The sequence below is a fragment of the Bacillus sp. 11C genome (assembly GCF_055486375.1).
In genome coordinates this window covers 68,057-92,020 of sequence record NZ_JBUPVZ010000007.1, presented here as the reverse complement: position 1 = coordinate 92,020, position 23,964 = coordinate 68,057, and the positions used below count along the sequence as shown (strand labels likewise).

32 protein-coding genes are annotated in these 23,964 nt (G+C 45.6%); 26 read left to right on the top strand and 6 right to left on the bottom strand.

Annotation, left to right across the window (positions count from 1 at the left end; translation table 11 throughout):
* Positions 1 to 36 precede the first annotated feature (36 nt).
* Both ACY3LV_RS11835 and ACY3LV_RS11830 read left to right on the top strand, forming a co-directional pair.
* Positions 37 to 1,479, top strand: a complete 1,443-nt coding sequence (locus tag ACY3LV_RS11835; protein ID WP_464863838.1) for a tagaturonate reductase — start codon at positions 37 to 39, stop codon at positions 1,477 to 1,479.
* Complete coding sequence (locus ACY3LV_RS11830) at positions 1,476 to 2,969, top strand: UxaA family hydrolase (RefSeq protein WP_464863837.1); 1,494 nt, start codon at positions 1,476 to 1,478, stop codon at positions 2,967 to 2,969. The genes ACY3LV_RS11835 and ACY3LV_RS11830 overlap by 4 nt, the downstream gene beginning before the upstream one ends.
* Positions 2,970 to 3,006: 37 nt before the next feature.
* On the opposite strand, the gene ACY3LV_RS11825 is transcribed toward ACY3LV_RS11830, so the two are convergent.
* On the bottom strand, positions 3,007 to 3,771 hold the full coding sequence (locus tag ACY3LV_RS11825) for a sulfite exporter TauE/SafE family protein (protein ID WP_148963871.1): 765 nt from the start codon (positions 3,769 to 3,771) through the stop codon (positions 3,007 to 3,009).
* 223 nt (positions 3,772 to 3,994) lie between these two features.
* The gene (locus ACY3LV_RS11820; RefSeq protein ID WP_464863836.1) at positions 3,995 to 4,459 is read right to left on the bottom strand and encodes a DinB family protein; all 465 of its coding nucleotides are present in this window, start codon (positions 4,457 to 4,459) and stop codon (positions 3,995 to 3,997) included.
* A gap of 147 nt (positions 4,460 to 4,606) precedes the next feature.
* Between ACY3LV_RS11820 and yjoB the strand changes: the two genes are divergently transcribed.
* The 3 genes from yjoB to phrA all read left to right on the top strand — a co-directional run bounded on the left by yjoB (position 4,607) and on the right by phrA (position 7,282).
* Entirely contained in the window at positions 4,607 to 5,878 is a 1,272-nt protein-coding gene (gene yjoB / locus ACY3LV_RS11815; protein WP_464863835.1) for an ATPase YjoB, read from the top strand.
* Positions 5,879 to 6,021: 143 nt separating this feature from the next.
* Positions 6,022 to 7,158, top strand: a complete 1,137-nt coding sequence (gene rapA, locus ACY3LV_RS11810) for a response regulator aspartate phosphatase RapA (protein WP_148963867.1) — start codon at positions 6,022 to 6,024, stop codon at positions 7,156 to 7,158.
* Positions 7,148 to 7,282 (top strand): phosphatase RapA inhibitor PhrA, encoded by a 135-nt coding sequence (gene phrA / locus ACY3LV_RS11805; RefSeq protein WP_087990873.1) that lies wholly within the window; start codon positions 7,148 to 7,150, stop codon positions 7,280 to 7,282. The genes rapA and phrA overlap by 11 nt, the downstream gene beginning before the upstream one ends.
* Before the next feature lie 35 nt (positions 7,283 to 7,317).
* Here the strand turns inward: phrA and ACY3LV_RS11800 are convergent, their stop codons facing one another.
* Positions 7,318 to 7,572, bottom strand: a complete 255-nt coding sequence (locus tag ACY3LV_RS11800) for a YciI family protein (protein WP_087990874.1) — start codon at positions 7,570 to 7,572, stop codon at positions 7,318 to 7,320.
* Positions 7,573 to 7,697: 125 nt separating this feature from the next.
* Here ACY3LV_RS11800 and ACY3LV_RS11795 point away from each other — a divergent pair, with 125 nt between their 5' ends.
* Entirely contained in the window at positions 7,698 to 8,651 is a 954-nt protein-coding gene (locus ACY3LV_RS11795; protein WP_333560605.1) for an N-acetylmuramoyl-L-alanine amidase, read from the top strand.
* Positions 8,652 to 8,685: 34 nt separating this feature from the next.
* Here the strand turns inward: ACY3LV_RS11795 and ACY3LV_RS11790 are convergent, their stop codons facing one another.
* Entirely contained in the window at positions 8,686 to 9,063 is a 378-nt protein-coding gene (locus tag ACY3LV_RS11790) for a PH domain-containing protein (protein ID WP_464863901.1), read from the bottom strand.
* A 105-nt stretch (positions 9,064 to 9,168) separates the two neighbouring features.
* Between ACY3LV_RS11790 and ACY3LV_RS11785 the strand changes: the two genes are divergently transcribed.
* The gene (locus tag ACY3LV_RS11785; RefSeq protein ID WP_464863834.1) at positions 9,169 to 9,771 is read left to right on the top strand and encodes a poly-gamma-glutamate hydrolase family protein; all 603 of its coding nucleotides are present in this window, start codon (positions 9,169 to 9,171) and stop codon (positions 9,769 to 9,771) included.
* A gap of 76 nt (positions 9,772 to 9,847) precedes the next feature.
* The gene (locus tag ACY3LV_RS11780; protein ID WP_087990878.1) at positions 9,848 to 10,684 is read left to right on the top strand and encodes a manganese catalase; all 837 of its coding nucleotides are present in this window, start codon (positions 9,848 to 9,850) and stop codon (positions 10,682 to 10,684) included.
* A 50-nt stretch (positions 10,685 to 10,734) separates the two neighbouring features.
* Here the strand turns inward: ACY3LV_RS11780 and ACY3LV_RS11775 are convergent, their stop codons facing one another.
* Positions 10,735 to 11,331 carry an ImmA/IrrE family metallo-endopeptidase gene (locus ACY3LV_RS11775; protein ID WP_148963862.1) on the bottom strand — a complete coding sequence of 199 codons (597 nt, stop codon included), beginning with the start codon at positions 11,329 to 11,331 and terminating at the stop codon, positions 10,735 to 10,737.
* A 162-nt stretch (positions 11,332 to 11,493) separates the two neighbouring features.
* Complete coding sequence (gene xre, locus ACY3LV_RS11770) at positions 11,494 to 11,829, bottom strand: HTH-type transcriptional regulator Xre (protein WP_148963861.1); 336 nt, start codon at positions 11,827 to 11,829, stop codon at positions 11,494 to 11,496.
* A gap of 177 nt (positions 11,830 to 12,006) precedes the next feature.
* Here xre and ACY3LV_RS11765 point away from each other — a divergent pair, with 177 nt between their 5' ends.
* The 18 genes from ACY3LV_RS11765 (at position 12,007) to ACY3LV_RS11680 (ending at position 23,963) form a co-directional block, all read left to right on the top strand.
* Positions 12,007 to 12,186 (top strand): hypothetical protein, encoded by a 180-nt coding sequence (locus tag ACY3LV_RS11765; RefSeq protein WP_464863833.1) that lies wholly within the window; start codon positions 12,007 to 12,009, stop codon positions 12,184 to 12,186.
* The gene (locus tag ACY3LV_RS11760) at positions 12,173 to 13,009 is read left to right on the top strand and encodes a phage portal protein (RefSeq protein WP_464863832.1); all 837 of its coding nucleotides are present in this window, start codon (positions 12,173 to 12,175) and stop codon (positions 13,007 to 13,009) included. Before ACY3LV_RS11765 ends, ACY3LV_RS11760 begins: the two co-directional genes overlap by 14 nt.
* A complete protein-coding gene (locus ACY3LV_RS11755; protein WP_464863831.1) occupies positions 12,909 to 13,709 on the top strand; it encodes a DnaA ATPase domain-containing protein in 801 nt (266 codons plus the stop codon). Before ACY3LV_RS11760 ends, ACY3LV_RS11755 begins: the two co-directional genes overlap by 101 nt.
* A complete protein-coding gene (locus ACY3LV_RS11750) occupies positions 13,709 to 13,876 on the top strand; it encodes a hypothetical protein (RefSeq protein WP_087990884.1) in 168 nt (55 codons plus the stop codon). Before ACY3LV_RS11755 ends, ACY3LV_RS11750 begins: the two co-directional genes overlap by 1 nt.
* An 84-nt stretch (positions 13,877 to 13,960) precedes the next feature.
* Complete coding sequence (locus ACY3LV_RS11745; protein ID WP_087990885.1) at positions 13,961 to 14,314, top strand: phage portal protein; 354 nt, start codon at positions 13,961 to 13,963, stop codon at positions 14,312 to 14,314.
* Positions 14,311 to 14,517, top strand: a complete 207-nt coding sequence (locus ACY3LV_RS11740) for an XtrA/YqaO family protein (RefSeq protein WP_464863830.1) — start codon at positions 14,311 to 14,313, stop codon at positions 14,515 to 14,517. Before ACY3LV_RS11745 ends, ACY3LV_RS11740 begins: the two co-directional genes overlap by 4 nt.
* A 113-nt stretch (positions 14,518 to 14,630) precedes the next feature.
* The gene (locus ACY3LV_RS11735; protein ID WP_464863829.1) at positions 14,631 to 15,140 is read left to right on the top strand and encodes a sigma-70 family RNA polymerase sigma factor; all 510 of its coding nucleotides are present in this window, start codon (positions 14,631 to 14,633) and stop codon (positions 15,138 to 15,140) included.
* Positions 15,141 to 15,257: 117 nt separating this feature from the next.
* Positions 15,258 to 16,055 carry a phage terminase small subunit gene (gene xtmA / locus ACY3LV_RS11730; RefSeq protein WP_464863828.1) on the top strand — a complete coding sequence of 266 codons (798 nt, stop codon included), beginning with the start codon at positions 15,258 to 15,260 and terminating at the stop codon, positions 16,053 to 16,055.
* Positions 16,052 to 17,353: a PBSX family phage terminase large subunit gene (locus ACY3LV_RS11725; RefSeq protein WP_464863827.1), complete on the top strand. Its 1,302-nt coding sequence runs from the start codon at positions 16,052 to 16,054 to the stop codon at positions 17,351 to 17,353. Before xtmA ends, ACY3LV_RS11725 begins: the two co-directional genes overlap by 4 nt.
* Positions 17,354 to 17,356: 3 nt before the next feature.
* Positions 17,357 to 18,844, top strand: coding sequence for a phage portal protein (locus ACY3LV_RS11720; RefSeq protein ID WP_464863900.1), 1,488 nt, complete (start codon positions 17,357 to 17,359; stop codon positions 18,842 to 18,844).
* Positions 18,845 to 18,863: 19 nt separating this feature from the next.
* Positions 18,864 to 19,691 (top strand): XkdF-like putative serine protease domain-containing protein, encoded by an 828-nt coding sequence (locus ACY3LV_RS11715; protein ID WP_148963853.1) that lies wholly within the window; start codon positions 18,864 to 18,866, stop codon positions 19,689 to 19,691.
* Between the two features lie 25 nt (positions 19,692 to 19,716).
* Positions 19,717 to 20,652 (top strand): phage major capsid family protein, encoded by a 936-nt coding sequence (locus tag ACY3LV_RS11710; RefSeq protein WP_087990890.1) that lies wholly within the window; start codon positions 19,717 to 19,719, stop codon positions 20,650 to 20,652.
* Between the two features lie 17 nt (positions 20,653 to 20,669).
* Positions 20,670 to 21,053, top strand: a complete 384-nt coding sequence (gene yqbG, locus ACY3LV_RS11705; protein ID WP_333560598.1) for a protein YqbG — start codon at positions 20,670 to 20,672, stop codon at positions 21,051 to 21,053.
* Positions 21,050 to 21,406: a YqbH/XkdH family protein gene (locus tag ACY3LV_RS11700; protein WP_464863826.1), complete on the top strand. Its 357-nt coding sequence runs from the start codon at positions 21,050 to 21,052 to the stop codon at positions 21,404 to 21,406. The genes yqbG and ACY3LV_RS11700 overlap by 4 nt, the downstream gene beginning before the upstream one ends.
* The gene (locus tag ACY3LV_RS11695; protein WP_464863825.1) at positions 21,403 to 21,888 is read left to right on the top strand and encodes an HK97 gp10 family phage protein; all 486 of its coding nucleotides are present in this window, start codon (positions 21,403 to 21,405) and stop codon (positions 21,886 to 21,888) included. The genes ACY3LV_RS11700 and ACY3LV_RS11695 overlap by 4 nt, the downstream gene beginning before the upstream one ends.
* A gap of 12 nt (positions 21,889 to 21,900) precedes the next feature.
* Positions 21,901 to 22,344, top strand: coding sequence for a phage tail terminator family protein (locus ACY3LV_RS11690; protein WP_464863824.1), 444 nt, complete (start codon positions 21,901 to 21,903; stop codon positions 22,342 to 22,344).
* A gap of 3 nt (positions 22,345 to 22,347) precedes the next feature.
* A complete protein-coding gene (locus ACY3LV_RS11685) occupies positions 22,348 to 22,566 on the top strand; it encodes a hypothetical protein (protein ID WP_003220589.1) in 219 nt (72 codons plus the stop codon).
* Complete coding sequence (locus tag ACY3LV_RS11680) at positions 22,563 to 23,963, top strand: phage tail sheath family protein (RefSeq protein WP_464863823.1); 1,401 nt, start codon at positions 22,563 to 22,565, stop codon at positions 23,961 to 23,963. Before ACY3LV_RS11685 ends, ACY3LV_RS11680 begins: the two co-directional genes overlap by 4 nt.
* Position 23,964: the final 1 nt, after the last annotated feature.

The window sequence follows — 23,964 nt, the reverse complement described above, 5'->3', positions numbered from 1 at the left end:
TAACGTGTGCATGAATGAGAGAGGGAGGCAATGAAGGTGCAGAAACTGAATAAAGACGTGTATGATCACTATACTCAGTACCCGGAAAAAATTCTCCAATTTGGAGAAGGGAACTTTCTTCGAGGGTTTGTCGATTGGCAGATTGATTTATTGAATCAACACACTGATTTTAGTGGGAGTGTCGCAGTTGTCCAGCCGAGAGGGTCAGAAAAAATTAAAAGATTAAATGATCAAGATGGTTTATACACGCTTTTTTTACAGGGAATGAAAGACGGAGATGCGGTAAACGAGCATATGATTATCAATTCAATCAGCCGGGGAATTGATTTGTTTTCTGATTATGAAGCATACAAAGAATTGGCTTCAAGCGAAGAGCTTCGGTTTATCATCTCCAATACAACTGAAGCCGGTATCGTATGTGATGAAACAGATCGGTTAAAGGATAGACCACAAAAAACATTCCCTGGGAAATTAACTGCATTTCTCTACTTTCGCTATCAGGCTTTTAAAGGAGATCAGACAAAAGGGTGTGTTTTGATCCCATGTGAACTGATTGAGAATAACGGAGAAAAACTGAAGGAAACGATTCTTCATTATGCGGATCTATGGAAGCTGGAAGAAGGGTTTACACAGTGGATTCATGAGGCCAACACGTTTTGCAATAGTTTAGTAGACCGCATTGTCCCGGGTTTTCCTGTCGACAGCATTGATGAGATCACAGCTGATCTGGGCTATCAAGATGATTTGATTGTTGTGGGAGAACAGTATTATTTATGGGTCATCGAGGGGCCGGATTGGATTGGGGAAGAACTGCCCTTTGCGGCTGCCGGGCTCCATACAAAGATTGTCAGTGACCTAACCCCTTATAGGATTAAAAAAGTGAGAATTTTAAATGGCGCACATACGGCAATGACGCCAGTTGCTTTATTATACGGCTTGAAAACGGTACGGGATGCTGTCGAGCACCCGGAAGTGGGGCGGTTTATGAGAGAGCTGATCGGGGATGACATTCTTCCTGTTTTAAAAATGGAAGGACTTTCTCAATATGCTGTCGATGTGCTGAACCGTTTCAAAAACCCGTATATGAAGCATTACCTAGAAAGCATTGCATTGAACTCCGTTTCCAAATTCAAAACGAGAAACCTGCCGACCATTCAGGAATATGCTGAACAGAAGGGACAGCTTCCTGAACGCTTGGTGTTTTCATTCAGCGCTCTGCTTTATTTTTATCAGGGAAACGACAAATTGCAGGATGATCCGGCTGTTCTTCAATTTTTCAAAGAGATTTGGGATCAGGAGAACGGAGACATGCTTCGTATCGCCTCAAAAGTGTTAGGCGAACAGCGGCTGTGGGGAACAGACCTCAACGTGATACCAATGCTGACTGAGAGAGTCGCTGATTACTTGAATCATATTCATGAGCTGGGCATGCAGCGGGCTCTTGAACACTGCTGCACACAAAGGGGAGAAGTGCGATGAAGTCATTTATCAAGATTCATAAACAAGATAATGTCCTTCTTGCTCTGCGGGATATCCAGAAGGGGGAGCGGCTGAATCCGGAAGGCGTATCGATTGAAGTGAAGGATGATATAAAAAGAGGCCACAAGATCGCGCTGCAGCCTATCAAAGAAAACGACAGCATCATCAAATACGGGTTTCCAATCGGGCATGCATCACAAGATATATCGATCGGAGAGCATATTCATGTCCATAATACGAAAACAAATCTGTCTGAGATCCAAACATACAGCTATACACCGAGGTTTGATGAAAATCCGTACTCAAAAGAGAACCGGACGTTTAAAGGATTTAGAAGAGAAAATGGAGATGCAGGTGTACGCAATGAATTGTGGATTGTGCCGACTGTCGGCTGCGTCAATGGGATAGCTGAAAAAATGCTCCAGCGTTTTGTCAGAGAAACCGGGGATATCGCTCCATTTGATAACATACTCGTGTTAAAACACCAATACGGATGCTCGCAGCTTGGCGATGATCACGAAAATACGAAGCAAATCCTGCTGAATGCCATTAGCCATCCAAATGCCGGCGGTGTCTTGGTGTTAGGGCTTGGCTGTGAAAACAACGAGCTTGCGGGAATGAAAGAAGCGCTGCAGGATGTGAATCTGAATCGGGTGAAGTTTCTTGAATCGCAGTCGGTGACCGACGAAATGGAGGCAGGCGTTGCTTTGCTGAAGGAAATTCATGAAGCCGCTAAAGGGGATAGACGAGAAGACATTCCGCTGTCCGAACTGAAAATCGGGCTGAAATGCGGAGGTTCGGACGGTTTTTCCGGCATAACGGCAAACCCGCTGCTTGGCCGTTTTTCAGATTATATCATCGCACAGGGAGGGAGCACGGTGCTGACGGAGGTCCCGGAGATGTTTGGTGCGGAAACCATCCTGATGCAGAGGGCTGCCAATGAAGAAGTATTTCATAAGATTGTCCATTTAATCAATGATTTCAAACAATATTTTATAAAACACGATCAGCCGGTGTACGAAAACCCTTCACCGGGCAACAAAGCGGGCGGCATCTCTACGCTTGAGGATAAATCGCTGGGCTGCACGCAAAAAGCGGGGATTTCTCCTGTCGCGGATGTCTTGAAATACGGCGAAGTGCTCAAGACAAAAGGGCTGACGCTTTTGAGCGCGCCTGGAAATGACTTGATCGCGTCCTCCGCATTGGCAGCGGCCGGCTGCCAAATTGTCCTGTTTACAACGGGAAGAGGCACGCCGTTCGGCACCTTTGTCCCGACGGTGAAGGTCGCGACAAACACCCAGCTGTACGAGGCGAAGCCGCATTGGATTGATTTCAACGCAGGTCTTTTAGCGGAGGATGATGTTCATGAGGAATATGTGCTGCGGGAGTTTATCCACTATATGATTGAGGTGGCAAGCGGCCAGCTTGTGAACCATGAAAAAAATGACTTCAGAGAACTCGCCATTTTTAAATCAGGTGTGACGTTATAATGAAGAAGGCTATCCTCCAAGGGGATAGCCTTCTTCATTAAATCAGCTTCAATCCGCTGATCAAAATGATGGACGCCATAATAAATTGCAGCGGACGCGGAGAGAATCGAGGCGAGAGATGGCTTCCGATCAGCACGCCGGGAATCGAGCCAAGCAGCAGATTAGCTGCCAGCATATAGTCGACGCTTCCGAAGCTTGCGTTCAAAATGCCTGCTGCCGTCACGAGAAGAAAAGCATGTGCGATATCGGTTCCGACAATCTGTGACGCTTTCATGTTAAATAAGTAAATCATGGCGATTGCAAATAATGAGCCGGAACCGATTGATGTCAATCCGACGATAAATCCGAACACAACACCAATGAGAATCGTCAGCGCTCGCTTATTTTCAAGCGGCATCAGCTGCCAGCGGTTCGGGCGAAGTTTTCGATCCAAAAACAAGCGAACGATGATTGAAATGGCAACAAGCGTTAACACATAGCCAAGAGCGTGCTTAATAATGTCTTCCTGATGCTGATGGAAGGAGGGGAACAAATGCAATATGCTAATGGCGAGCGAAGCACTCGGAATACTGCCGATGGCTAAGTATTTTACCAATTTAAAGTTAATGGTTTTCTGCCGCCAATGGGAGGCAACGCCAAACAGCTTTGTGATCGAGTTATATACAAGATCCGTACCGACCGCGATGGAAGGATTAATTCCAAGCACAATTAAAAGAGGAGTTAATAAGGCCGCTCCGCCCACTCCCGTCAATCCCACTAAGGCTCCGACAAACAAACCCATCAATATGATGCTTACACTCATGATAAAGGCCTCCTGAAAACCCGACTATTTTTATCAGATTATATATGATTAGGTCGTGATAATCAATTGAATGTTTAGAATATTTGTGCATTCACTTCTTAAAATTTTGGTTTGCCCAATATCTTTATTCATTTGCCCTAGAATGAGTGTCTGGTCAAGATCGAGAAGGAAGCCGGAGGCACAAAAAAAGATACCCTTTAAACAGGTATCTTTTCTCGTATATTTACATGCGCTGCTGATAAAAAGGAAGTTCTGTGTGACCCATTTCCCGCACATAAACGAACAGGTTGCCTTTATGGTGAATTTCATGTTCCATTGCAAGCTGAAGCAGTGCGCTGCCTGTGAGTTTTCTGCCGAAAGTGGCTGTCAGATCAATTTCTCTATCCAGTTGCTCTTCATTCAGCTGCTCAAGGATAGCGGCCGTTTTTTCTGTATATGTTTTTGCCAGAACATTGAGGTCTGTTTCTGTTTCTGCCTGTTTGTTTTGAAATGGTGAGGCGTTGCCTTCTTTAATGACATTTGCAAACAAGTGGAAAGACGTCAGAATGTGTATGACCAGCTCTTCCGCTGACATTGATGTTTCTGCCGGTTTGTAGCTGTAATGGTCTTTGCTGATTTTTTCAGCCAGCTCATTTGTCACGTTTCGATGAGATAAAAAATGGCTGACAATTTGATTGGATTGACTCAATATGATCTCCTCCATATGTAAAATGAATGGTGCAATGAAATCCTATACCAACAATTATCAATTCACAAGCAATATGCTGTGGGATGAAACAAAATGCTGTGTCAATCGTATTCATAACGTTCACAAAATATGAAATGGAGTATAAACATGACAAACATACCTTTCATTTATCAGTACGAAGAAAAAGAGAATGAAAGAGCTGCGGCAGGCTACGGCACTTTCGGTTACCTTATCACACGAATTGAAGAGGCGCTTTATGATCAATACGGCATTTTCTACGAGTTCTATGCCAGTGATGACCCGAACACTGAGTACTGGGAGCTTCTTGAAGAAGATGTCCGGAGCGGTTCATTGGAGCCTGAGCATGTGGCATATATATTTGAAAAGCTTGAAAAGAAAACCTTTGCTTATGATGAAGATGAAAAAGAACCGGATTATACCGTCCATAAGTCTATCAGAAACAGCGTATATGCTTATCCTGAAAAGGGTGTCGCTTTTGCCAGAATTCCATATTTTCAAGATGGGAGCATCATGAGTTTCGATTGCCTGTTTGCGGTTAACGATGAAAAGATGCGTGCATTTCTAGAGGGAGTCAGACCACGCCTCTGGGAAAAAAGCAAGCGGAAAGTGACCGTTTTTACGGATGGAGATGGAGGGACTTCAAGAGAGCAGGAAGCGATTGTCAGAGAGGTTCAACGAAGTCAGGTGATCATGAATCCGTTATTGAAAAAAGAGATATACCGATCAATAGATCAATTTTTTCATAGTGATAAATCGTTTTATCAAACGTATGACATTCCTTACAAGCGCGGTATTCTGTTATATGGACCTCCCGGGAATGGAAAGACGACATTAGTGAAGTCAATTGCAGGCAGTATCGATGCACCTGTTGCTTATTGGCAAATAACAGAATTTACGTCGAGCGAGACAATAGAAGAAGTCTTTCAGTCAGCGAGACGCCTTGCTCCTGCGGTTCTGGTCATCGAGGATATCGATTCAATGCCGGAAGATGTGCGGTCATTTTTTCTTAATACGCTGGACGGCGCGACATCAAAAGAGGGGCTATTTCTCATCGGCACGACAAACTATCCCGAGGAGATCGATCCAGGTTTGATGAATCGTGCAGGACGGTTTGACCGTGCTTATGAAGTCGGGCTCCCGGATGAAGGGCTGCGGCGGGACTATATGAAAATGCGAGGCTTTGACATCTTTTTGAGTGAAGAAGACATAAAAAGCGCCGCGAAGCTTACAGAAGGTTTTTCCTTTGCGCAGCTGGGAGAATTATATGTATCTTCAGCCCTTCAATGGCATCAAGAAGGGAGTCATCATATTGAAACCATGGTGAAAGACATGACAGGAGAGCAACGAAAAAGCCGGCAGGGAAGCTGGATGGAAAGAAAAAAGGTCGGTTTTCACTAATTGAAAGCGCGGGTTTTAAAAAACCTGCGCTTTTTTGTTGCGGTTAGCCGAAATTTGACAATTGCGGTCTTTTTGCGTTCTTCTTTTTCTAGTAAATATGATAAAATATGACATATCTCGGGTAACTTAAAAGGGGGGATTAATTGAGGATGAAGCAGACGATTCCGTCCTCTTATGTCGGGCTTAAAATTAATGAATGGTATACCCATATCCGGCAGTTTCACGTCGCTGAAGCCGAACGGGTCAAGCTCGAAGTAGAAAGAGAAATCGAGGATATGGAAGAAGACCAAGATTTGCTGCTGTATTATTCTTTAATGGATTTCAGGCATCGTGTCATGCTGGATTACATTAAGCCTTTTGGAGAGGATACGTCGCAGCTTGAGTTTTCAGAATTATTAGAAGATATTGAGGGGAATCAGTACAAGCTGACAGGGCTTCTCGATTATTACTTTAATTTTTTTCGTGGAATGTATGAATTTAAGCAGAAAATGTTTGTCAGTGCCATGATGTATTATAAACGGGCGGAAAAGAATCTGGCCCTTGTCTCGGATGATATTGAGAAAGCCGAGTTTGCTTTTAAAATGGCCGAGATTTTTTACAATTTAAAACAAACCTATGTTTCGATGAGCTACGCCGTTCAGGCGTTAGAAACGTACCAAATGTATGAAACATACACCGTCCGCAGAATCCAATGTGAATTCGTTATTGCAGGGAATTATGATGATATGCAGTATCCAGAAAGAGCATTGCCCCACTTAGAACTGGCTTTAGATCTTGCAAAGAAAGAAGGCAATCCCCGCCTGATCAGTTCTGCCCTGTACAATCTCGGAAACTGTTATGAGAAAATGGGTGAACTGCAAAAGGCAGCCGAATACTTTGAGAAATCTGTTTCTATTTGCAAGTCGGAAAAGTTCGATAATCTTCCGCATTCTATCTACTCTTTAACACAGGTTCTGTATAAACAAAAAAATGATGCCGAAGCGCAAAAAAAGTATCGTGAAGGATTGGAAATCGCCCGTCAATACAGTGATGAATTATTTGTGGAGCTTTTTCAATTTTTACATGCGTTATACGGAAAAAACGTAAACACAGAATCAATCTCACACACCTTTCAATTTCTTGAAGAACATATGCTGTATCCTTATATTGAAGAGCTGGCGCATGATGCTGCCCAATTCTATATAGAAAACGGACAGCCCGAAAAAGCACTTTCGTTTTATGAGAAAATGGTGCACGCACAAAAACAAATCCAGAGAGGAGATTGTTTATATGAAATCTAAATGGATGTCAGGTTTGTTGCTCGTTGCGGTCGGGTTCAGCTTTACTCAGGTGATGGTACATCCGGGAGAAACAGCAGACACAGAAGATAAAACATTTCATGTTGCGGCACGTAATCAAACATGATGATGACGAAAAAAGACCCCCAAAAGGGGTCTTTTTTATTTCAGATTCCATTCTTTTATGGTCAGCTCGGAAGATCCGCTTGCCACCAGCGGATCTTCATGTCCGATTTTCGCAGCCTCTTCCGGCGAACCTGCTTCGATGACGTAGGCTCCGCCTGTGGCATCGCTGAATGGCCCGAACATTTTTATGCGTTTTTCTGCCTGTAAGCGGTCCAAAAACTCATAGTGTCCAGCTACATGCTCCTGATTGAATTGATCTGTTCTTGTTGTCAGCATTAAATACGTATGCATGATCATTCCCCTCCTAATGAATTTCAGTTTAACACAATTATCCATATAGCGGTGACGGATGAAATGAGCTTTTCGTCCTACGAATGCCACCTATTGATGAAAAAGAAAAAAAGGAGAGATGATGGGTGAGCATTCAAGTGAAGAAAAATTTGGTTTCTGAGGCGAAATACGCGTTGAAGTGCCCCAATGCGATGTGCGCTGAATACATTACCATTCACAACACGGCAAACGATGCGTCAGCGGCTAATGAAATCAGCTATATGATTGGGAACACCAGCTCGACAAGCTTCCATTTTGCGGTGGATGATAAAGAGGTGATTCAAGGTCTGCCGCTTAACCGAAACGCCTGGCACACGGGTGACGGCACAAACGGGACAGGCAACCGCAAATCGATTGGCGTTGAGATTTGCTACAGCAAATCGGGAGGTCCAAAGTACGAGGCAGCTGAAGCCTTGGCGATTTCATTTGTCGCACAGCTTTTAAAGGAGCGCGGCTGGGGAATCGATCGGGTGAGAAAGCATCAGGACTGGAGCGGAAAGTACTGTCCGCACCGCATTTTATCGGACGGGCGCTGGGATCAAGTGAAGGCAGCAATTGAAAAGGAATTAAACGGAGGCGTGTCGGCGAAAAAGGCTTCAGTCTCTTCTTCGGCGTCTGTATACCATGTGAAAAAAGGCGACACACTGTCGGGTATTGCCGCATCGCACGGTGTCAGTGTGAAAACGCTGCAAAACATAAATCATATTATTGACCCGAATCACATCCAAGTCGGCCAGATGATTAAACTGTCGCAAACGGCGTCTTCTTCTAAAAGCCATGCCTCGTCTTCATACCCGCTCCCATCCGGAGTGATCAAAGTGACAAGCCCGCTGACGAAAGGGGCAAACGTAAAACAGGTGCAGACTGCTTTAGCTGCCCTTTATTTTTATCCTGATAAAGGAGCGAAAAATCACGGCGTTGACAGCGTTTATGGCCCGAAAACAGCAAATGCCGTGAAACGTTTTCAGTCTGTCAGCGGATTAACGGCCGATGGAATTTATGGTCCGAAAACGAAAGCGAAAATAAAGGAAAAGCTGTAATCAATAAACGGAAGCGGCAGCTTCCGTTTTCATCTTACATACAAACTGCGGCAAGAACCTTTTGAATATCATAAATGCTTTCATCTTTTTTAAACTGTTTTGAGACAGCGGGAAGTTCCGCGCCGGAAATCCAAATTTTCAGCTCTGAATCTAGGTCAAAGCGGCCGGCGGTTTCCACGCTGAATCTGGAAATGCTTTTATACGGAATCGATTGAAATTCCGTTTTTTTACCTGTGATTCCCTGCTTATCTACAAGAATAAGCCGCTTATCAGTAAAGACAATGACATCTCGAACCAACTTAAACGCGGCATCAACATTTTCACCTTCCAGTAAAATGCGAGCCAGCTCTTCTTTTGCCTCAGCTGTTGACAGTGTTGACGCATTGCCAAGTAATCCACCAATAAATCCCATCATATACCTCCTGATATGTAGTCTATCAAATCATACTATAAAAAGGTTTTCATTCATAGATGAGTAGAGTAAACTGGTGCTGACTGGCAAAGGAGAGCGTTCAAAATGAAAGATAGGTATGACAGCTTTGCAGCCCTTTCTGCTTCTGAATCAGAGTACCGGATAGTTTACGAAGAGAAAAACGGAAGTGAGCTTATTGTTCTCGGTCCTCACGGCGGCAGAATTGAGCCAGGCGTCAGTGAGCTGGTGCGGGCATTTTCCGATCAATGTTCCATTTATTTGTTTGAAGGTGTGAAGCAGCGAAACAACCGTTCCTTACACCTGACAAGCACTCGGTTTGACGAGCCGATGGCTTTAGAAAAAGTGAACGCCCACCACTGCGCATTAGCATTTCATGGGTATCATGATCCAAAAACTCCGCATACATTGGTCGGTGGCGCGGATCGTAAAAAAGCCAGGCGCATTTGTGAGCTGCTGAATGAAGCAGGCTTCAGTGCCGAGCTTACGAGTGAGAAAGACCGGCTGGCAGGTGTGCATCCGAACAATATTGTCAATCGGACGAAAAGGAAAAAGGGACTGCAATTGGAAGTAAGCACGGCACAGCGAAACGCGTTGTTCCGCAATTTTGGCTGCCGTGATGAAGGTTACAAACAAAACGATTTATTTTGTCGATATGTGGAAGCTGTTAAGCTTGGTTTTTATGATTGATTGAAGCGGGACCTGCACGATCCGCCTATTCCTTCATACGCTGAGGTTGTGCGAAAGTGTAGGGAGGAATGAATTAATGTTTTATCATATTAAAGAGCTTCAATATCAAGCAAAGCCGGCTCATCCCGATCCTGTTTATGCGAAAAAACTTCAAGAGGTGCTGGGCGGCCAATTCGGTGAGATCAGTGTCATGATGCAATATTTGTTCCAAGGGTTTAACTGCCGCGCTGATGCGAAATATAAAGACTTGCTTTGTGACATCGGAACGGAAGAGATTGCCCATGTGGAAATGCTGGCGACAATGATTTCCAGGCTTCTGGATCATGCGCCGGCTGATGTGCAGGAGGATGCTTATAAGAGTGATCCGGCTGTTGCGGCTGTGATGTCAGGCATGAATCCGCAGCACGCCATTGTCGCAGGTTTAGGCGCGATGGCGGCTGACAGTGAAGGATATCCATGGAATGCCAAATACATTATTTCAAGCGGGAATTTGCTGGCGGATTTTCGCGCAAACTTAAATGCGGAATCTCAAGGGCGCCTTCAGGTGACCCGTCTCTATGCGATGACGGATGATCCTGGGGTAAGAGATATGCTGTCATTTTTAATTGCAAGGGATACTTATCATCAAAATATGTGGTATGCGGCCATTAAAGAGCTCGAAGAAAGAGAACGGGATATAGTCGTGCCAACGACGTTCCCGCGTGAACTCGAAAAGCGGGAAGTCGCTTATGACCTGTTTAACTTTTCCAGAGGGGATGAAAGTTCACAAGGAAGATGGGCTCATGGCGAAGCCTTTGACGGCCGGGGCGAGTTCAGATATATTCCTGCGCCGATTGCGTTCGGGCCTGCGCCTCATCTTAAACCGGCGCCTATGTGGGTGCATGATACTATTCCCCCAATGTCGAAATGTTAGTTTCTCTGCCGGGCTGAGATAGAGGATTTCTGTTCCCAGCCCGTTTTTGCTTATCTGTTTTTGCCGATATGATATAACGCTTTTTCTTCGGCGACCTGCAAGTGCTGCTGATCGTCTTCCTCGTACGCATTTGGCCGCTTGTGTGATAATAAGTAAGCGAGCCGCTTCTGAAATTGAATACCTGCTTTACGCCGTTCAAACATTTCAAGCCTTTTTTCCGCAAATTCTTTTGTTACCCGGAATACCGCTGCGATTGTAGCGAGCGCCTGGCTTCTCCATTGCGGCAGTTCCATCTGTAACAGCATAAAGGTTGGCACACAGAAGTGGTACATAAATTGATTTGCCTGAAATTCCTGCAATTCCCTGAAGAGCTTGTTCATGTGAAAATGATTGCCTGCATGCTTTAACACGTGGCACAGTTCATGGCCGAAATCCTCCCATTGCTCTTCCGGTGATTTTCTCTGGTTCAATACAATACTGTACATGCCGTCGTATTTGACCATCATGCTCCCCATATCCTCAAAATGAACCCAAATATCAAGGTCCTTTGCGATTTTCAGCATGTCAATGTGATGGGGGGAGGTGACGCCTAGCCGGCTGTATATATTTTTTACGTATTCCTCCAGATGTGATAAGTAATCGCCCAATTGAATACTCCCTTTCGAACGTTTGTTCTGTTTTTGGCGAGAAAGAAAAGCCCGTATAGGACTGGAAAGTGTGTAGAAATCTTTCCCTTTTCTAAAAAAAATAAACAGTTTTTTTCTTTATATCGGTCTATTTTTTATATGTTTTAGAGAACAGAGAAAGATTTATTTATTTTTTCGGTTTTTCTCTTTTTCTTTTAAATAGTTGATAAATTCGATGGCCTGCTGTTTGCTTTCTGGGGAAAAATCCTGCATATCACGGTATGCGAGCTGCAAGTCCGGATCTGAAAACATATCGTCGTCGGATTTTTTGTCTTTCCCTGTTAATAAGTAATCAGCCGTTACTTGAAAGTAATCAGCCAGCTTTTGCAGTGTGTCGTAATCAGGTTCGCTCCGCCCGTTTTCATAATGGGAATATCGTGCCCGAGACACACCGATGTGTGATGCGATTTCTTCCTGTGTCCTTTTCCCTCTGAGACTCTTCAATCTGCCGCCTATCATGCTATGACCTCTCTTTTTAAACTCCCTAAGTTACTTATGATTATAGATACAATCTGTATCAAAATAAAGTTATGATAAAAAAAGTATCAAAAATAACTTGATGATACATAATGTATCGTTTATACTTGGTAACAGTTGATACGAAATGTATCGAAAACATGTCAGGAGAGTGATCATATGTATCCCATCCAAATTGTTTTTAGTGAAAACCCCATAGATCAGCGCCATCTCGGACAATCCGGCGGCACCATTTCGTTTACGGCGTGCGGCCATCCGGTATTCCAATTTGAAACACAAGAGCAGTTTCAAATATACATGTTGTTAAAAGGAGAAGCTCCGTACAATGAAAACCGATAAAAGCTATCCTTTTCCTATGTATTCAGGGCTTTTGAATTCAGAACATTATGACAAAATGGGTCCGGCGCTATGGCTGTTTCTCTGGTTCATCAGCTCAACAACAAAAGAAATTGAAAAAGACGGCGTAAGCTGGGGAGCCGTGCTTGGCCATAAGCCGTTAAAAGCGAGAGAGATGGCAGCTGTATTCGGTGTCAGTGAAAAAACCGTCAGAAGATGGCTGGAGCTCCTCGAAATGCATGAGTACATAAAGGCTGTCCGCGCGCCGTACGGACTGGTGATTTCGGTAAAGCATTCCAAAAAATTCAGCTTCAGATCGGACAAAACTGTACACCGGAGTATAACGGAACGGACATTTTCGCCGCGGGCACCGGACACAGACGTCCGCTCAGATAAAGATAAAACAAACATAAATACTGCTGCTGATGATGCAGTGGATTATATTGCGAAGCGGTTTACACAATTACGGTCGGCTCAAGAAGGACGCACCGTGTATCCTTCCTCCAGAGATTATCAAGCCATCGCCCGTATTGTTGCCATCGGTGTTCCTGTGACGCAAACAATCAAATGGCTTGAAGAATGCTTTCAAGCCTTTGAAAACCGGCGGACCGCCGCTTCAGAAACAATCAAGGCCTTTCGCTACTGCTCGAAATTCATTGAAGACCGATTTTTCGCGCAGCAGGCCAAAAAGAATGGCGCAATTCAACATGAGAGGATGGAAAGACATGACAAAACGAACAATCGAGCAGATTTTGGACGAGCTGAGAAGAGGGAGACGTCCATTACTGGCGGACAAACCGGCCGAATCAGACGCAAGCCGCTATGATTGCCCGCGATGCAAGGATCAGGGAGGCTATCTCATCCGGCAGAACGATCTGGAAGTATGGACGATGTGCAGCTGCATGGCAGAACGAAAAGTGAAGCGGCTGCTCGGTGCTAGTGAGATTACCCCTGCCTTCAGACAGCTGGGCTTAAAAGAGTTCTGCATTGAAGGAAAGCCGCAGGCCATACAAGACGCGTTTGAATGCACAAAAGAGTATGTGGCGGATTATGAACAAATCAAGGAAAACCGTAAAAACAGCATCGCCCTTTTAGGACAGCCTGGATCAGGGAAGACACACCTTTTGACCGCTGCTGCCAATGATTTGATGAGAACACGACATGTGCCGGTCATTTATTTTCCGTATGTGGAGGGCTTTACCGATCTGAAAAATGACTTTGATCTTTTGGAAGCGAAGCTGAACCGGATGAAGCAGGCAGATGTGCTGTTCATCGATGACTTGTTTAAACCGGTTAACGGCAAACCCCGCGCCACAGATTGGCAGTTAGAGCAAATGTATTCAGTACTCAACTATCGCTACTTAAATCATAAACCGCTTTTGCTTTCGAGCGAGCTGACGATTGAAACACTTGTCCGGGTCGATGAAGCGCTCGGCACGAGAATCTACGAAATGTGCAGTGACTATTTAGTGATTATCAAAGGAGCTGCCTGCGAGCTGAACCATAGATTGGAGGGGATCAGATAATGTGCAAACTTTGTCAAACAAAAAAAGTCATTGTGGAGCATACCGAAATTGGAGCCGTTTTTCATCCATGTCCGAACTGCCGATCCGGCACTGATTTAACGCCGGTCATTCAAAAGCTGGAGGAAATGCTGACAGCGGGAAAAGCGAGGCTGAATGTCCATGATTAAAAAACTGACCGCTTTAATTGCTTTGCTGATTCGAGCGAAGCGAACGGAAAAAAACATTGAACAATGGTATAAGGATGACGGGAAGTGAAAGTGTTGGCAAAAACGAAACAGGCAGAGAAAAGCCCTGCACCGTGGCGTGCCGTCCCATGCGGGGATACGAAACCGATCTATATTTATTCAGCTTACAGCGAAGAAGAAAAAGAAAGGTTCCCCTATTCAAACGGGAGGCTGATTGCCGCTGTATTTGACCTCAGCTCATATTCGCAAAAAAACAATGCCGCTTTGATGGCGGCAGCACCTGAACTGCTGGAAGCGTCTAAAGCAGCTCTTGATTTTCTGAAAGGGAATTCTGTTCATTCAAAGGAGCGCATCATTCAGCTATTAGAAAAAGCCAAAACAAGCGCGGAAAAACCGCAAAAGGGAGGAAAAGAAACATGATTAATCCTAAAAAACTATTAAATATTGATTCCATCACGCTGGAGAGCCAGCTGGAGGACGGAAAAATCCGTGTGATTATTGTGGACGGCATCAAGCAAGAAGCATGGATCATAGAAGCGCCGGAGCATGGAAAAACGCTTGTCGAAACGAGAAAGGGAGACCTTGCCCGCGTGGAATTTGAAATCGGCTACAAATTAAATTAAAGCGAAAAAGAATACGTCCAAGACGGAAAGCCTGCGGACACTGATCAACTTGCACAGCATTTGTGCGTTGATTGGTGTCCGTTTTTTTGTTCCAAAATAAGGAGGATCATAGAATGCAAGACTTACTATTTGAATATAAACGCACGCTAAAACAAACAAGAACACAATATAAACCGCTCGCAGAAGCAGATGAATCCATACTCTCAGCTGAAGAGCTGAAGGATAAAAAAATCATCAGAAACATGATTACTGATCTGGAATATGTAACAGAATGGCTTGAAAAAGGAAGACAGCCCGGCATCAGACGGGCGATTGACCGGCGTGATGCGTACCAGCGGCTGATGATCAAAGACCCGAGAATCATCGAATCATTTTCCGGCGCTATGATGTTTGAGCCGGACGGACAGGTATCAGAAGAAGACAGAGAGAGAATCCGAGAAGCGTTATCCCTGTTAACGGACAGAGAAAAAGAAATGTTTTTGCTGCATAAGGTAGAATGCTTTTCTTACGAACGGATTGCTGATCTTCTCGGCGTGAAAAAATCAACGGTGCAAACGACCATTAAACGGGCGATCGTAAAGATGCAAAGACAGCAGGAAGAAATAAATCGATCGCTTGCCTGAAAGCTTGTCATACGTTTGCCACCTATAAGTGAATAGAGCATGACACATAAGCGGCTGGCAGAATCAGCCGTTTTTATGAATAGACATCCATGCTGGAGGTGGCGGTGATGCCGTAGCATGAAAGCACAACAGCGCGAACAAGCATTAGCAATCTATCAACAACATCAAGGAAAGATCACAAATCGGGCGATTGCGGATACAATCGGTGTTTCCGCGAAAACAATCGGCATCTGGAAAAAACAAGACAAATGGAAAGAGGCCTTGTTTTCTGAAACCAGAAACGAACAAAAACAGCGCCGGATAGATAATGATGAATTAAATGAACGGCAGCGGCTGTTTTGCCTGTATTACGTCAAAAGCTTCAATGCCACACAATCCGCAATCAAAGCGGGCTATTCTCCGGACAGCGCCCATGTGACGGGCAGCCGGCTGTTAAAGAATGAAAAGGTCGCTGCTGAAATCAGACGCGTTAAAAAAGAAATGGTCAATGAAATGTTTATTGAAGCGATGGATGTGCTGCAGGTTTACATTAAAATCGCGTTCGCGGATATTACGGACTATGTGACTTTCGGAAAAAAAGAGGTCCAGGCTGTCGGGAAATCGGGGCCGTTGTTTGATGAAGATGATAATCCGATTATGAAGGAAATCAGCTTTGTCGATGTCAAAGATTCCGGGCTTGTTGACGGCACCATTGTGACGGAAGCGAAGCTCGGCAAAGAAGGCATCGCCATCAAGCTGGCCGATAAAATGAAGGCGCTCGAAAAGCTGTCCTTATATTTTGATTTGTTTCCGGATCAATTTAAACAAAAAATTGAAAACGAGAAATTAAAGCTTGCCAAACAAAAAGCGGAGAAAACAGATGATAGCCAAGAACCGGTTGAAATTATGATCAAACGAAAAGAGGGCAAGCCATGATTGTAAAAGAAATCAACCCTCATTTCGAAGATTACGTGTTCAATTGGGAGCAGACGTACCAATTTCTCGTCGGCGGCTACGGCTCATCCAAAAGCTATCATACCGCATTGAAAATCGTGTTAAAGCTGCTGAAGGAAAAAAGGACGGCGCTTGTCATCCGTGAGGTGTTCGATACCCATCGGGATTCGACCTTCGCCTTGTTTCAAGAGGTGATCGAAGAGCTCGGCCTCACAAAGGCTGTGGCATCCCTTTCTTCCCCGCTGCAGCTGCGGTTTCAAAACGGCAGCCGGATCATGTTCAAGGGGATGGATAATCCAGCTAAATTAAAATCAGTTCATAACATTTCATTAATATGGATTGAAGAGTGCTCAGAGGTGAAGTATGAAGGCTTTAAGGAATTAATCGGACGTCTTCGCCACCCTGACTTGAAGCTTCATATGATCTGCACCACCAATCCCGTCGGCACCTCCAATTGGACGTACCGGCATTTTTTTCGGGATGAACGCAATAAACGGTTTGTTCTGGATGACAGTGAACTTTACGAAAAGCGGACGATTGTTAAGGGAGATACGTATTATCATCATTCCACAGCAAACGACAACCTCTTTCTCCCGAAGAGCTATGTGAAACAGCTTGACGGACTCAAGGCGTATGATCCTGACCTGTACCGGATTGCCCGCAAAGGACAATTCGGCGTCAATGGGATCAGGGTGCTGCCGCAATTCGAGGTGCTCCCGCACGGCCAAGTAAAAGAACGCATCGCAGCTATCAGCAAGCCGATATTTCGGACAGGCATGGATTTTGGCTTCGAGGAATCCTACAATGCCGTCGTCCGGCTCGCCGTCGACCCTGAAAAAAAATATCTCTACATTTATTGGGAGTATTATCAAAACAAAATGACAGATGACAGGACGGCTGAGGAGCTGCGCGAGTTTATTGATACACAGGAATTGATCAAAGCCGACGCTGCTGAGCCGAAAAGCATCCAATATTTCCGCCAGCAGGGCTTTCGCATGGTCGGAGCCAGAAAGTTTCCTGGCTCAAGGCTTCAATACACCAAAAAGGTGAAACGATTCAAAAAGATCTTCTGTTCGGACCGCTGTGAAAATATCATCTATGAGCTGAAGACGCTGACGTATGCCAAAGACAAAAACGGCGCGCTGATAGAGGATGAATTCACAATTGACCCGCATACGCTGTCTGCCATTTGGTATGCGCTTGATGATTATGAAGTTGCTGATATGAAAGAGACAGCACATAAACGAATCCGGCCGAACCGGGAAAGGAAGAGGTCATAAATGATGCACAATCAAACCGTCAGAGCGACTGTATTCAAAGCCAATGCCGCCGCTCCTCAGACAAAACAAATCTATGAAGATGACTTTTCAGATTTGTATGGAGAGGATATTATCGCACCGCCCTACAACATCATCGAGCTTAAAACCATTGCTGAATACTCGACGATTCTTCAGCAATGCATTGATGCGTATAGGGTGAATATTACAGGTTTTGGCTTTGATGTTGAGTACACGTTTGATGTCAATGCGAATGACGTGGATCAGACGAAAAAGCAAAAAGCGGAAAAAGAATGGGCCAGACTTGAAGCCTTTTATAAATGTCTTCACTTTGACGAATCAGCCGAAATGATTTTAGGCTATGCCATTGAAGACAGAGAAAAAACAGGCAACGGGTTTATGGAAGTGCTCCGCGACGGAATGGGAAAACCAGCCGGCATTGAATATTTAGATGTGAAATATATGCGTGTATGCGGAGCTGGTGAGCCAGTCGAGGTCTCATTTGTATATGAAGAAAACGGGAAAATGAAAAGGATCAAAAGGCAAAAACGCTTCCGAAAATATGTGCAAATGATTAATGGAGAGAAAGTATTTTTCAAGGAATATGGCGATCCTCGAAAAATGGACATGCGAACGGGTGAATATGTAAACACATTGGCAGAGAAGCATCAAGCGAATGAAGCGATTCATCTCAAAATCGGAAGCGGCGTATACGGGGTGCCCCGCTGGGTCGGCAATATCGTCAATTTATACGGTGCGCGAAAAGCGGAAGAGCTCAATTTTATGTATTTTAAACAGGGACGGCACGTACCCGCTGCGATCACAGTGGAAAATGGGATGCTGTCAGAAGCTTCTTATCGTGAGTTGCAAGAGTATATGAATGATCTTGAAGGTGTGGAAAACGCCCATAAATTTCTCCTGATTGAAGCGGAGGGAATCGCAAAGGAGAAGGACCTACACGGGGGCGAGGACATTACACCAGTTTCCGTGGAAATCAAATCCTTGGCGGAAATTCTCCAAAACGACGCCTTGTTTCTTGAGTACGATGAAAAAAGCAGAAACAAGCTGCGCTCGGCGTTCCGCCTCCCGCCGCTTTATACAGGCGAGGCTCAGGAATACAACCGGGCGACAGCCGATACCGCCAGAAAAATCACGGAGGAACAGGTCTTTCAGCCGGAACGGAAAACGCTCGTGAGTAAACTGAACACGCTGCTTTTGCCAGAGCTGAATATTCATGACGTCAGGCTGACATTAAAAGGACCGGACTTTCGTGATCCGCTTGAGATTGCGAAAGTGCTCGGTCCTTTTATTACAGCGGGAGCCGTCTCGCCGAATGATTTACGCGACCTTGCCGGACGGGTGCTTGGCAAAACGCTGGAAGAGTGGCCTGAGGAAATTTATAAACGGCCTGCAGGACAGGATGCGGAAAAGACAAACTTGACTGCGCTCATGCAGGAGCTGAAAGAAAGCATCGAAGAGATCAAAACGTCCTGAAGGGAGGTGAATCAAGCAGGTGGCGCGGGAATTAAAAAATGCCAAAATCAGCTTTGTCAGCTATGTGGACAAGGCGGCTAACCAGACAGAATTTTTCTTTACGAAGTCAGCCGGACCTCCGTCATTCGAAAAAAAGGTTCGGCTGTTTACAAAAAGTGAGCAGGATGAACAAAAGCTTGTGTACGGAATCGTGTATGAGCCAGATGTTCCTGACGCCCACGGCGATTTTATGACCGCCGAGGAAATTGAAAAAGCGGCGCACGGCTTTCTCGCGGAGGCACGGGAGATTGACATTAATCACAGTTTTGAGGGCGGAACCGGCGTCGTGGTCGAGTCCTATGTGGCGCCCGATGATTTTATGATCGGGTCAAAGCAGATTGCGAAGGGCTCGTGGGTGCTCGTGACGAGAGCGTCTGACGAGGTGTGGGAACAGATCAAGGCTGGAATCATCACCGGCTACAGTATGGCGGGCACTGCTGATGTGTATGAGGAAGAACCGGTTGAAAAAGCGGGATTCTTCAGTGTGTTCAAGCAGATGCTGGCTGACAAAACAGGAAAGGAGACTGAAGAAATGAGAAAAGAAGACATGAAAGAATCATTCGAGCATGCGCTTTACCCTCTGCTTAAACGGCTTGAACGGATTGAAAAAAACACAGACGCGGAGGAAAACCCGGAGCAGACGGGTGATGACGAGCGTCTGAAAAAAGTCGTTGAAGAGATGCTCGCCCCGCTGATTGAACGAATCGAGGCTTTGGAAAAAGCGCGAGGCGCATCTAAGCAGACAGCGGACGATGCGGGCGGCAATACAGAGCAAGTTAAAAAATCAATCTGGAGCGGACTGCTGTAAAACCAGTCAAAGAGGAGGAAATCAATTGAGAAATCAAGAGATCATTCGGAAAGCGGAAATGTCGCTTTCTGCTTTAAAAAGCGGCGGACTTATGAACCCTGCACAAGCATCGGCTTTTATCCGCATGGTGCAAAACACGCCGACCATTTTCAGTGAATCCCGTGTGATTCAAATGGAAAATGACTCGCAAAAGTTTGAGAAAATCGGCTTCGGCCAGCGTATTTTGCGGGCGGCTCAAGAAGGAAAAGCACTGTCAAACGACGAGCTGACTGTTCCAACGACTAGCACTGTCCAACTGAACACGAAGGAAGTCATTGCGGAAATCAACATTACGTATGACACACTCGAAAACAATATTGAAAAAGACGGCCTGCAGCAGACGATCATGAAGATTTTAGCAGAGCGCGCGGCAGTAGATATTGAAGAGTTGATTGTAAACGGCGATACTGCATCAGCGGATCCGTATTTGGCACAGCTGGACGGCATTCGCAAACAAGCGGTGTCCCACATCGTTGATATGAACGGTGAAGAACTGTCCAGAGCGACATTCAAGAAAGGCTTAAAGGCTGTTCCCGCAAAATATTTGCGCATCCCTCAGGAATTCAGATTCTATACATCTCACGGCTTAGAAGTTGAATGGAAGGATCGCGTGGCAGACCGCCAGACAAACTTAGGGGACCAGGCTGTTCAGGGCGGCTTGTCAACTGCATTCGGCGTACCGGTTAAAGGGGTATCCAATATGCAGCCGTACACAGTCGGTGAGGGAGACGCGCAATATGACGCTTCCGATATCATTCTCACACATCCGAAAAATATCATTCTCGGCTTCTCTCGCAATATCCGAATTGAAGTCGACAAAGACATCCGCTCCCGTAAATTCATTATTGTCTTAACGGCCAAGCTGGACAGCAAGTTCGAGGAAGAGGATGCCTGCGCGAAATTAATTAACGTAAAAGAATAATAGGGGGTGGTCAGCTCATGCTCATTGAACCGACTGACGTAGCCTCCTATTCGGTCTTTGATCGAGTGAAAAACAGGCCGGAAGAACTGCTGGCGCAGGATATTATCGAGGCGGAAGCGGAAGCGGCCCTCATCACAGGCCACCGCTTTGAAGACAGCATGTACGAACCGCTGCCCGATAAGGCGAAACTGGCTTTGCTGAAGCTTGCCCAGTATTTTGCGCTTGTGAACAGCGATGAATCAGCCTCATCAAGCTATCAGTCTGAAAAAATGGGGGATTATTCCTACACGATTTCCGGAGACGGCGGTATTCAGCGGCCGGAGGTATATCATTTGCTCGAAGCGTTTATCGCGCCGGGCTACGTCCCTGAATCCTCCAGGCTGAAGGTGAGGTCCTTATGAGCTATCAGAACATGCTCATTCACCGCTGTGACATTTATCATGAAGCGGTGCAAGCGCCGTCTGCAGGCCGATTCGGAATTCCGGCGGATAAGCTTCAGGCGGTGATTTCGTATCCAGATACACCCGATGAACAAGATGTCCCTTGCTATTTTACCGAAAAAACGCAGCAGCTGATCCAGAAAGAGCCGAATCAAACTGTATATCACAGCTTTCTCGTCCATTTTCCGTTGTCAGCGGACATCCGCGTGAACGATAAAATCATTTGGGAGAATCATCAATATATACTAAAGCTGCCGAAAAGGATCAGACATCATCATTGGGAAGTCATCGCGGTCAGGGATGAAAGCCTATGAAAATAACGGGGCTGAAACAGCTAAACACATCATTAAAAAAAGCGGCATCAGGCGGCTTTTCACGTCAGGCGTCCCGCTGGCTTGAGGAGTGCGGACAAGATTTTCTGGAGATCGTTCAATCTGAACTGATCAGCACACAAACGATTGATACAGAAAAACTGCTCAGCTCCTTCGAGAAAGGCGCAGATGACAATCTCTGGATTGCGCAAAGCGGCGGGCTTTCGCTTGAGGTGGGGACACAGCTTGATTACGCTTCTTTTCTTAATGACGGCCATTGGACGTCTAAAGAAAATGTCAGATGGGTGCCGGGGCATTTCCAAGGTGCGCGGTTTATTTATGATCCCGCGGCTTCAACGGGAATGGCGCTCAAGAGAAAATGGATCCCGGGCACGAGCTACTGGGATCATGCGCTGCTTTTATATGAACAGCTGTTTGAAACATCGCTGGAAAACAAATGGCGCCAGTGGCTGAAGAAGCTGTAAAGGAGGAGCAGAATGAACAGCGAAGAAATAGGATCGATCATGGCATTTTTATACAGCCGGTGGTCTGTTCCCATATATGAACGAGAGTTGCCTGATCAGTTTCAGGTGCCGTCGTTATACGTCCCATCGCCATCTGTTTTTGAGGAAACAGATACGGTCTCCACATTTAAAAAAACCTACAGTCTCAATGTGAAGCTGTTTCATCATGACTCCGTTCAGGCGCTGGATGAAGCGGACAGGCTCGCGGATGCCATCCGAGAGGCGAGAAACATGGTTCCGCTGCTCAATGAATCCGGTGAGAAGACGCGGGATATGGTTCGCATTACCCGAATCGAGACAAGGGTAGGAGACAGGGGCGAGGCGGTCATGGTGATCAGGTGGAGCAGCCGATATTATTATCACAAAACAGAACAGCCTGTCTTACAGGATATCGACATGAACAGCGGGGTGAAATAAGCGGTGGCAAAGAACAAACAACAGAAGAAGGCTGTACATACGGAGAGCCGGGAAGCTCTTTTTGATACAGCGGATTTAATTAAGCACGCGAAGGAGCTGTTCGGCGTTAAGCCGGATATCCTTCAGGGGGCTTTATTTGGCGTGGATCAAACACGTATGACGAAATCAGAAGCCAATCAATTGATTCAAACATTTCTAACCAAGGAGGTCATGTCATCATGAATGGCGGAACATTTACAACAGGCAAAGAAAAAGAACGTGCAGGCATTTATTTTAACTTTAAAACGACAGCACAGGAGCGGGTGTCACTCGGTGAGCGGGGAACCGTCGCGCTTCCAGTCGCATCAAGCTGGGGCGAAGCGAAAACGTTCGTTTCCATTTCCAGTGTTGAGGACCTAAACAAAAAAGTGGGCCTCAGCATTGATGACCCGTCCTTATTGCTTTTGCGTGAAGCAAAGAAAAATGCGCAAACGGTATTGATGTACCGTCTATCCGAAGGTGTCCGAGCATCTGCTGATATTGCTGAAGGCGTCAAAGCGACAGCTGTATATGGCGGATCAAAAGGAAATGACATTATCATCCGCATTAACCCAAATGTGCTGGATGCTGCTTCTTTTGATGTGACAACGTATATGGATGAATCAGAGGTTGATAAACAAACCGTCAAAAAGGCTGAAGAATTAACAGCTAACGGCTATGTCACCTTTACCGGAACAGGCGAACTTTCTTCGACCATTCCGCTCACTGGTTCAGAAGGTGACACTGGAGCTGAGACACTGAATGCATCTGCAGGAATCCGTTTGTCCGGCGGTACGGATCAAACACCTGTCAACTCCGACTATACAGATTTTTTAGCCGCGGCTGAAACGGAGAGCTTTGATGTGATTGTGCTGCCTGTTGCGGAAGGGGATCAGCTGAAGGCGACGTTTGCTGCGTTCATTAAGCGCCTGCGCGACGGCCAGGGACAAAAAGTGCAAGGGGTCACAGCTAATTATGCCGGTGATTATGAAGGGATCATCAACGTAACAGAAGGTGTGCTGCTGGAAGATGGCACAGAAGTTACGCCTGACAAAGCAACGGCTTGGGTAGCTGGGGCAAGCGCGGGAGCTACCTTTAACCAATCACTGACATTTGTAGAGTACGAAGGCGCCGTTGATGTGTTACAACGCCTTGACCACGATGCGATTGTTGAACGTTTGGGCAAAGGCGAATTTTTATTCACATTCGACGCCCGCGATAAATCCGTCAGTGTAGAAAAAGACATTAACTCACTCGTTACGTTCACAGCCGAGAAAAACAAAAAGTTTGCGAAAAACAAAATCGTTCGTGTCCTTGACGCTGTGAATAATGATTTAACACGCGAGCTGAAGACCTTAATCAAATCAAGAAAAGGCAGCGGAAGCGATATCCCGGCCTCTGAAGACGGGCTTCAGTATGTAAAAACGATGATCACGCAATACATGACAACTCTTCAGGATGCGGGCGGCATCACTGGCTTTGATTCTGATGAAGATATCACAATTTCAATGAATGAAGACCGTGACGGCTTCTTGATTGACCTGGCTGTACAGCCTGTCGACGCAGCAGAAAAATTCTACTTTAATGTGGAGGTAAACTAAT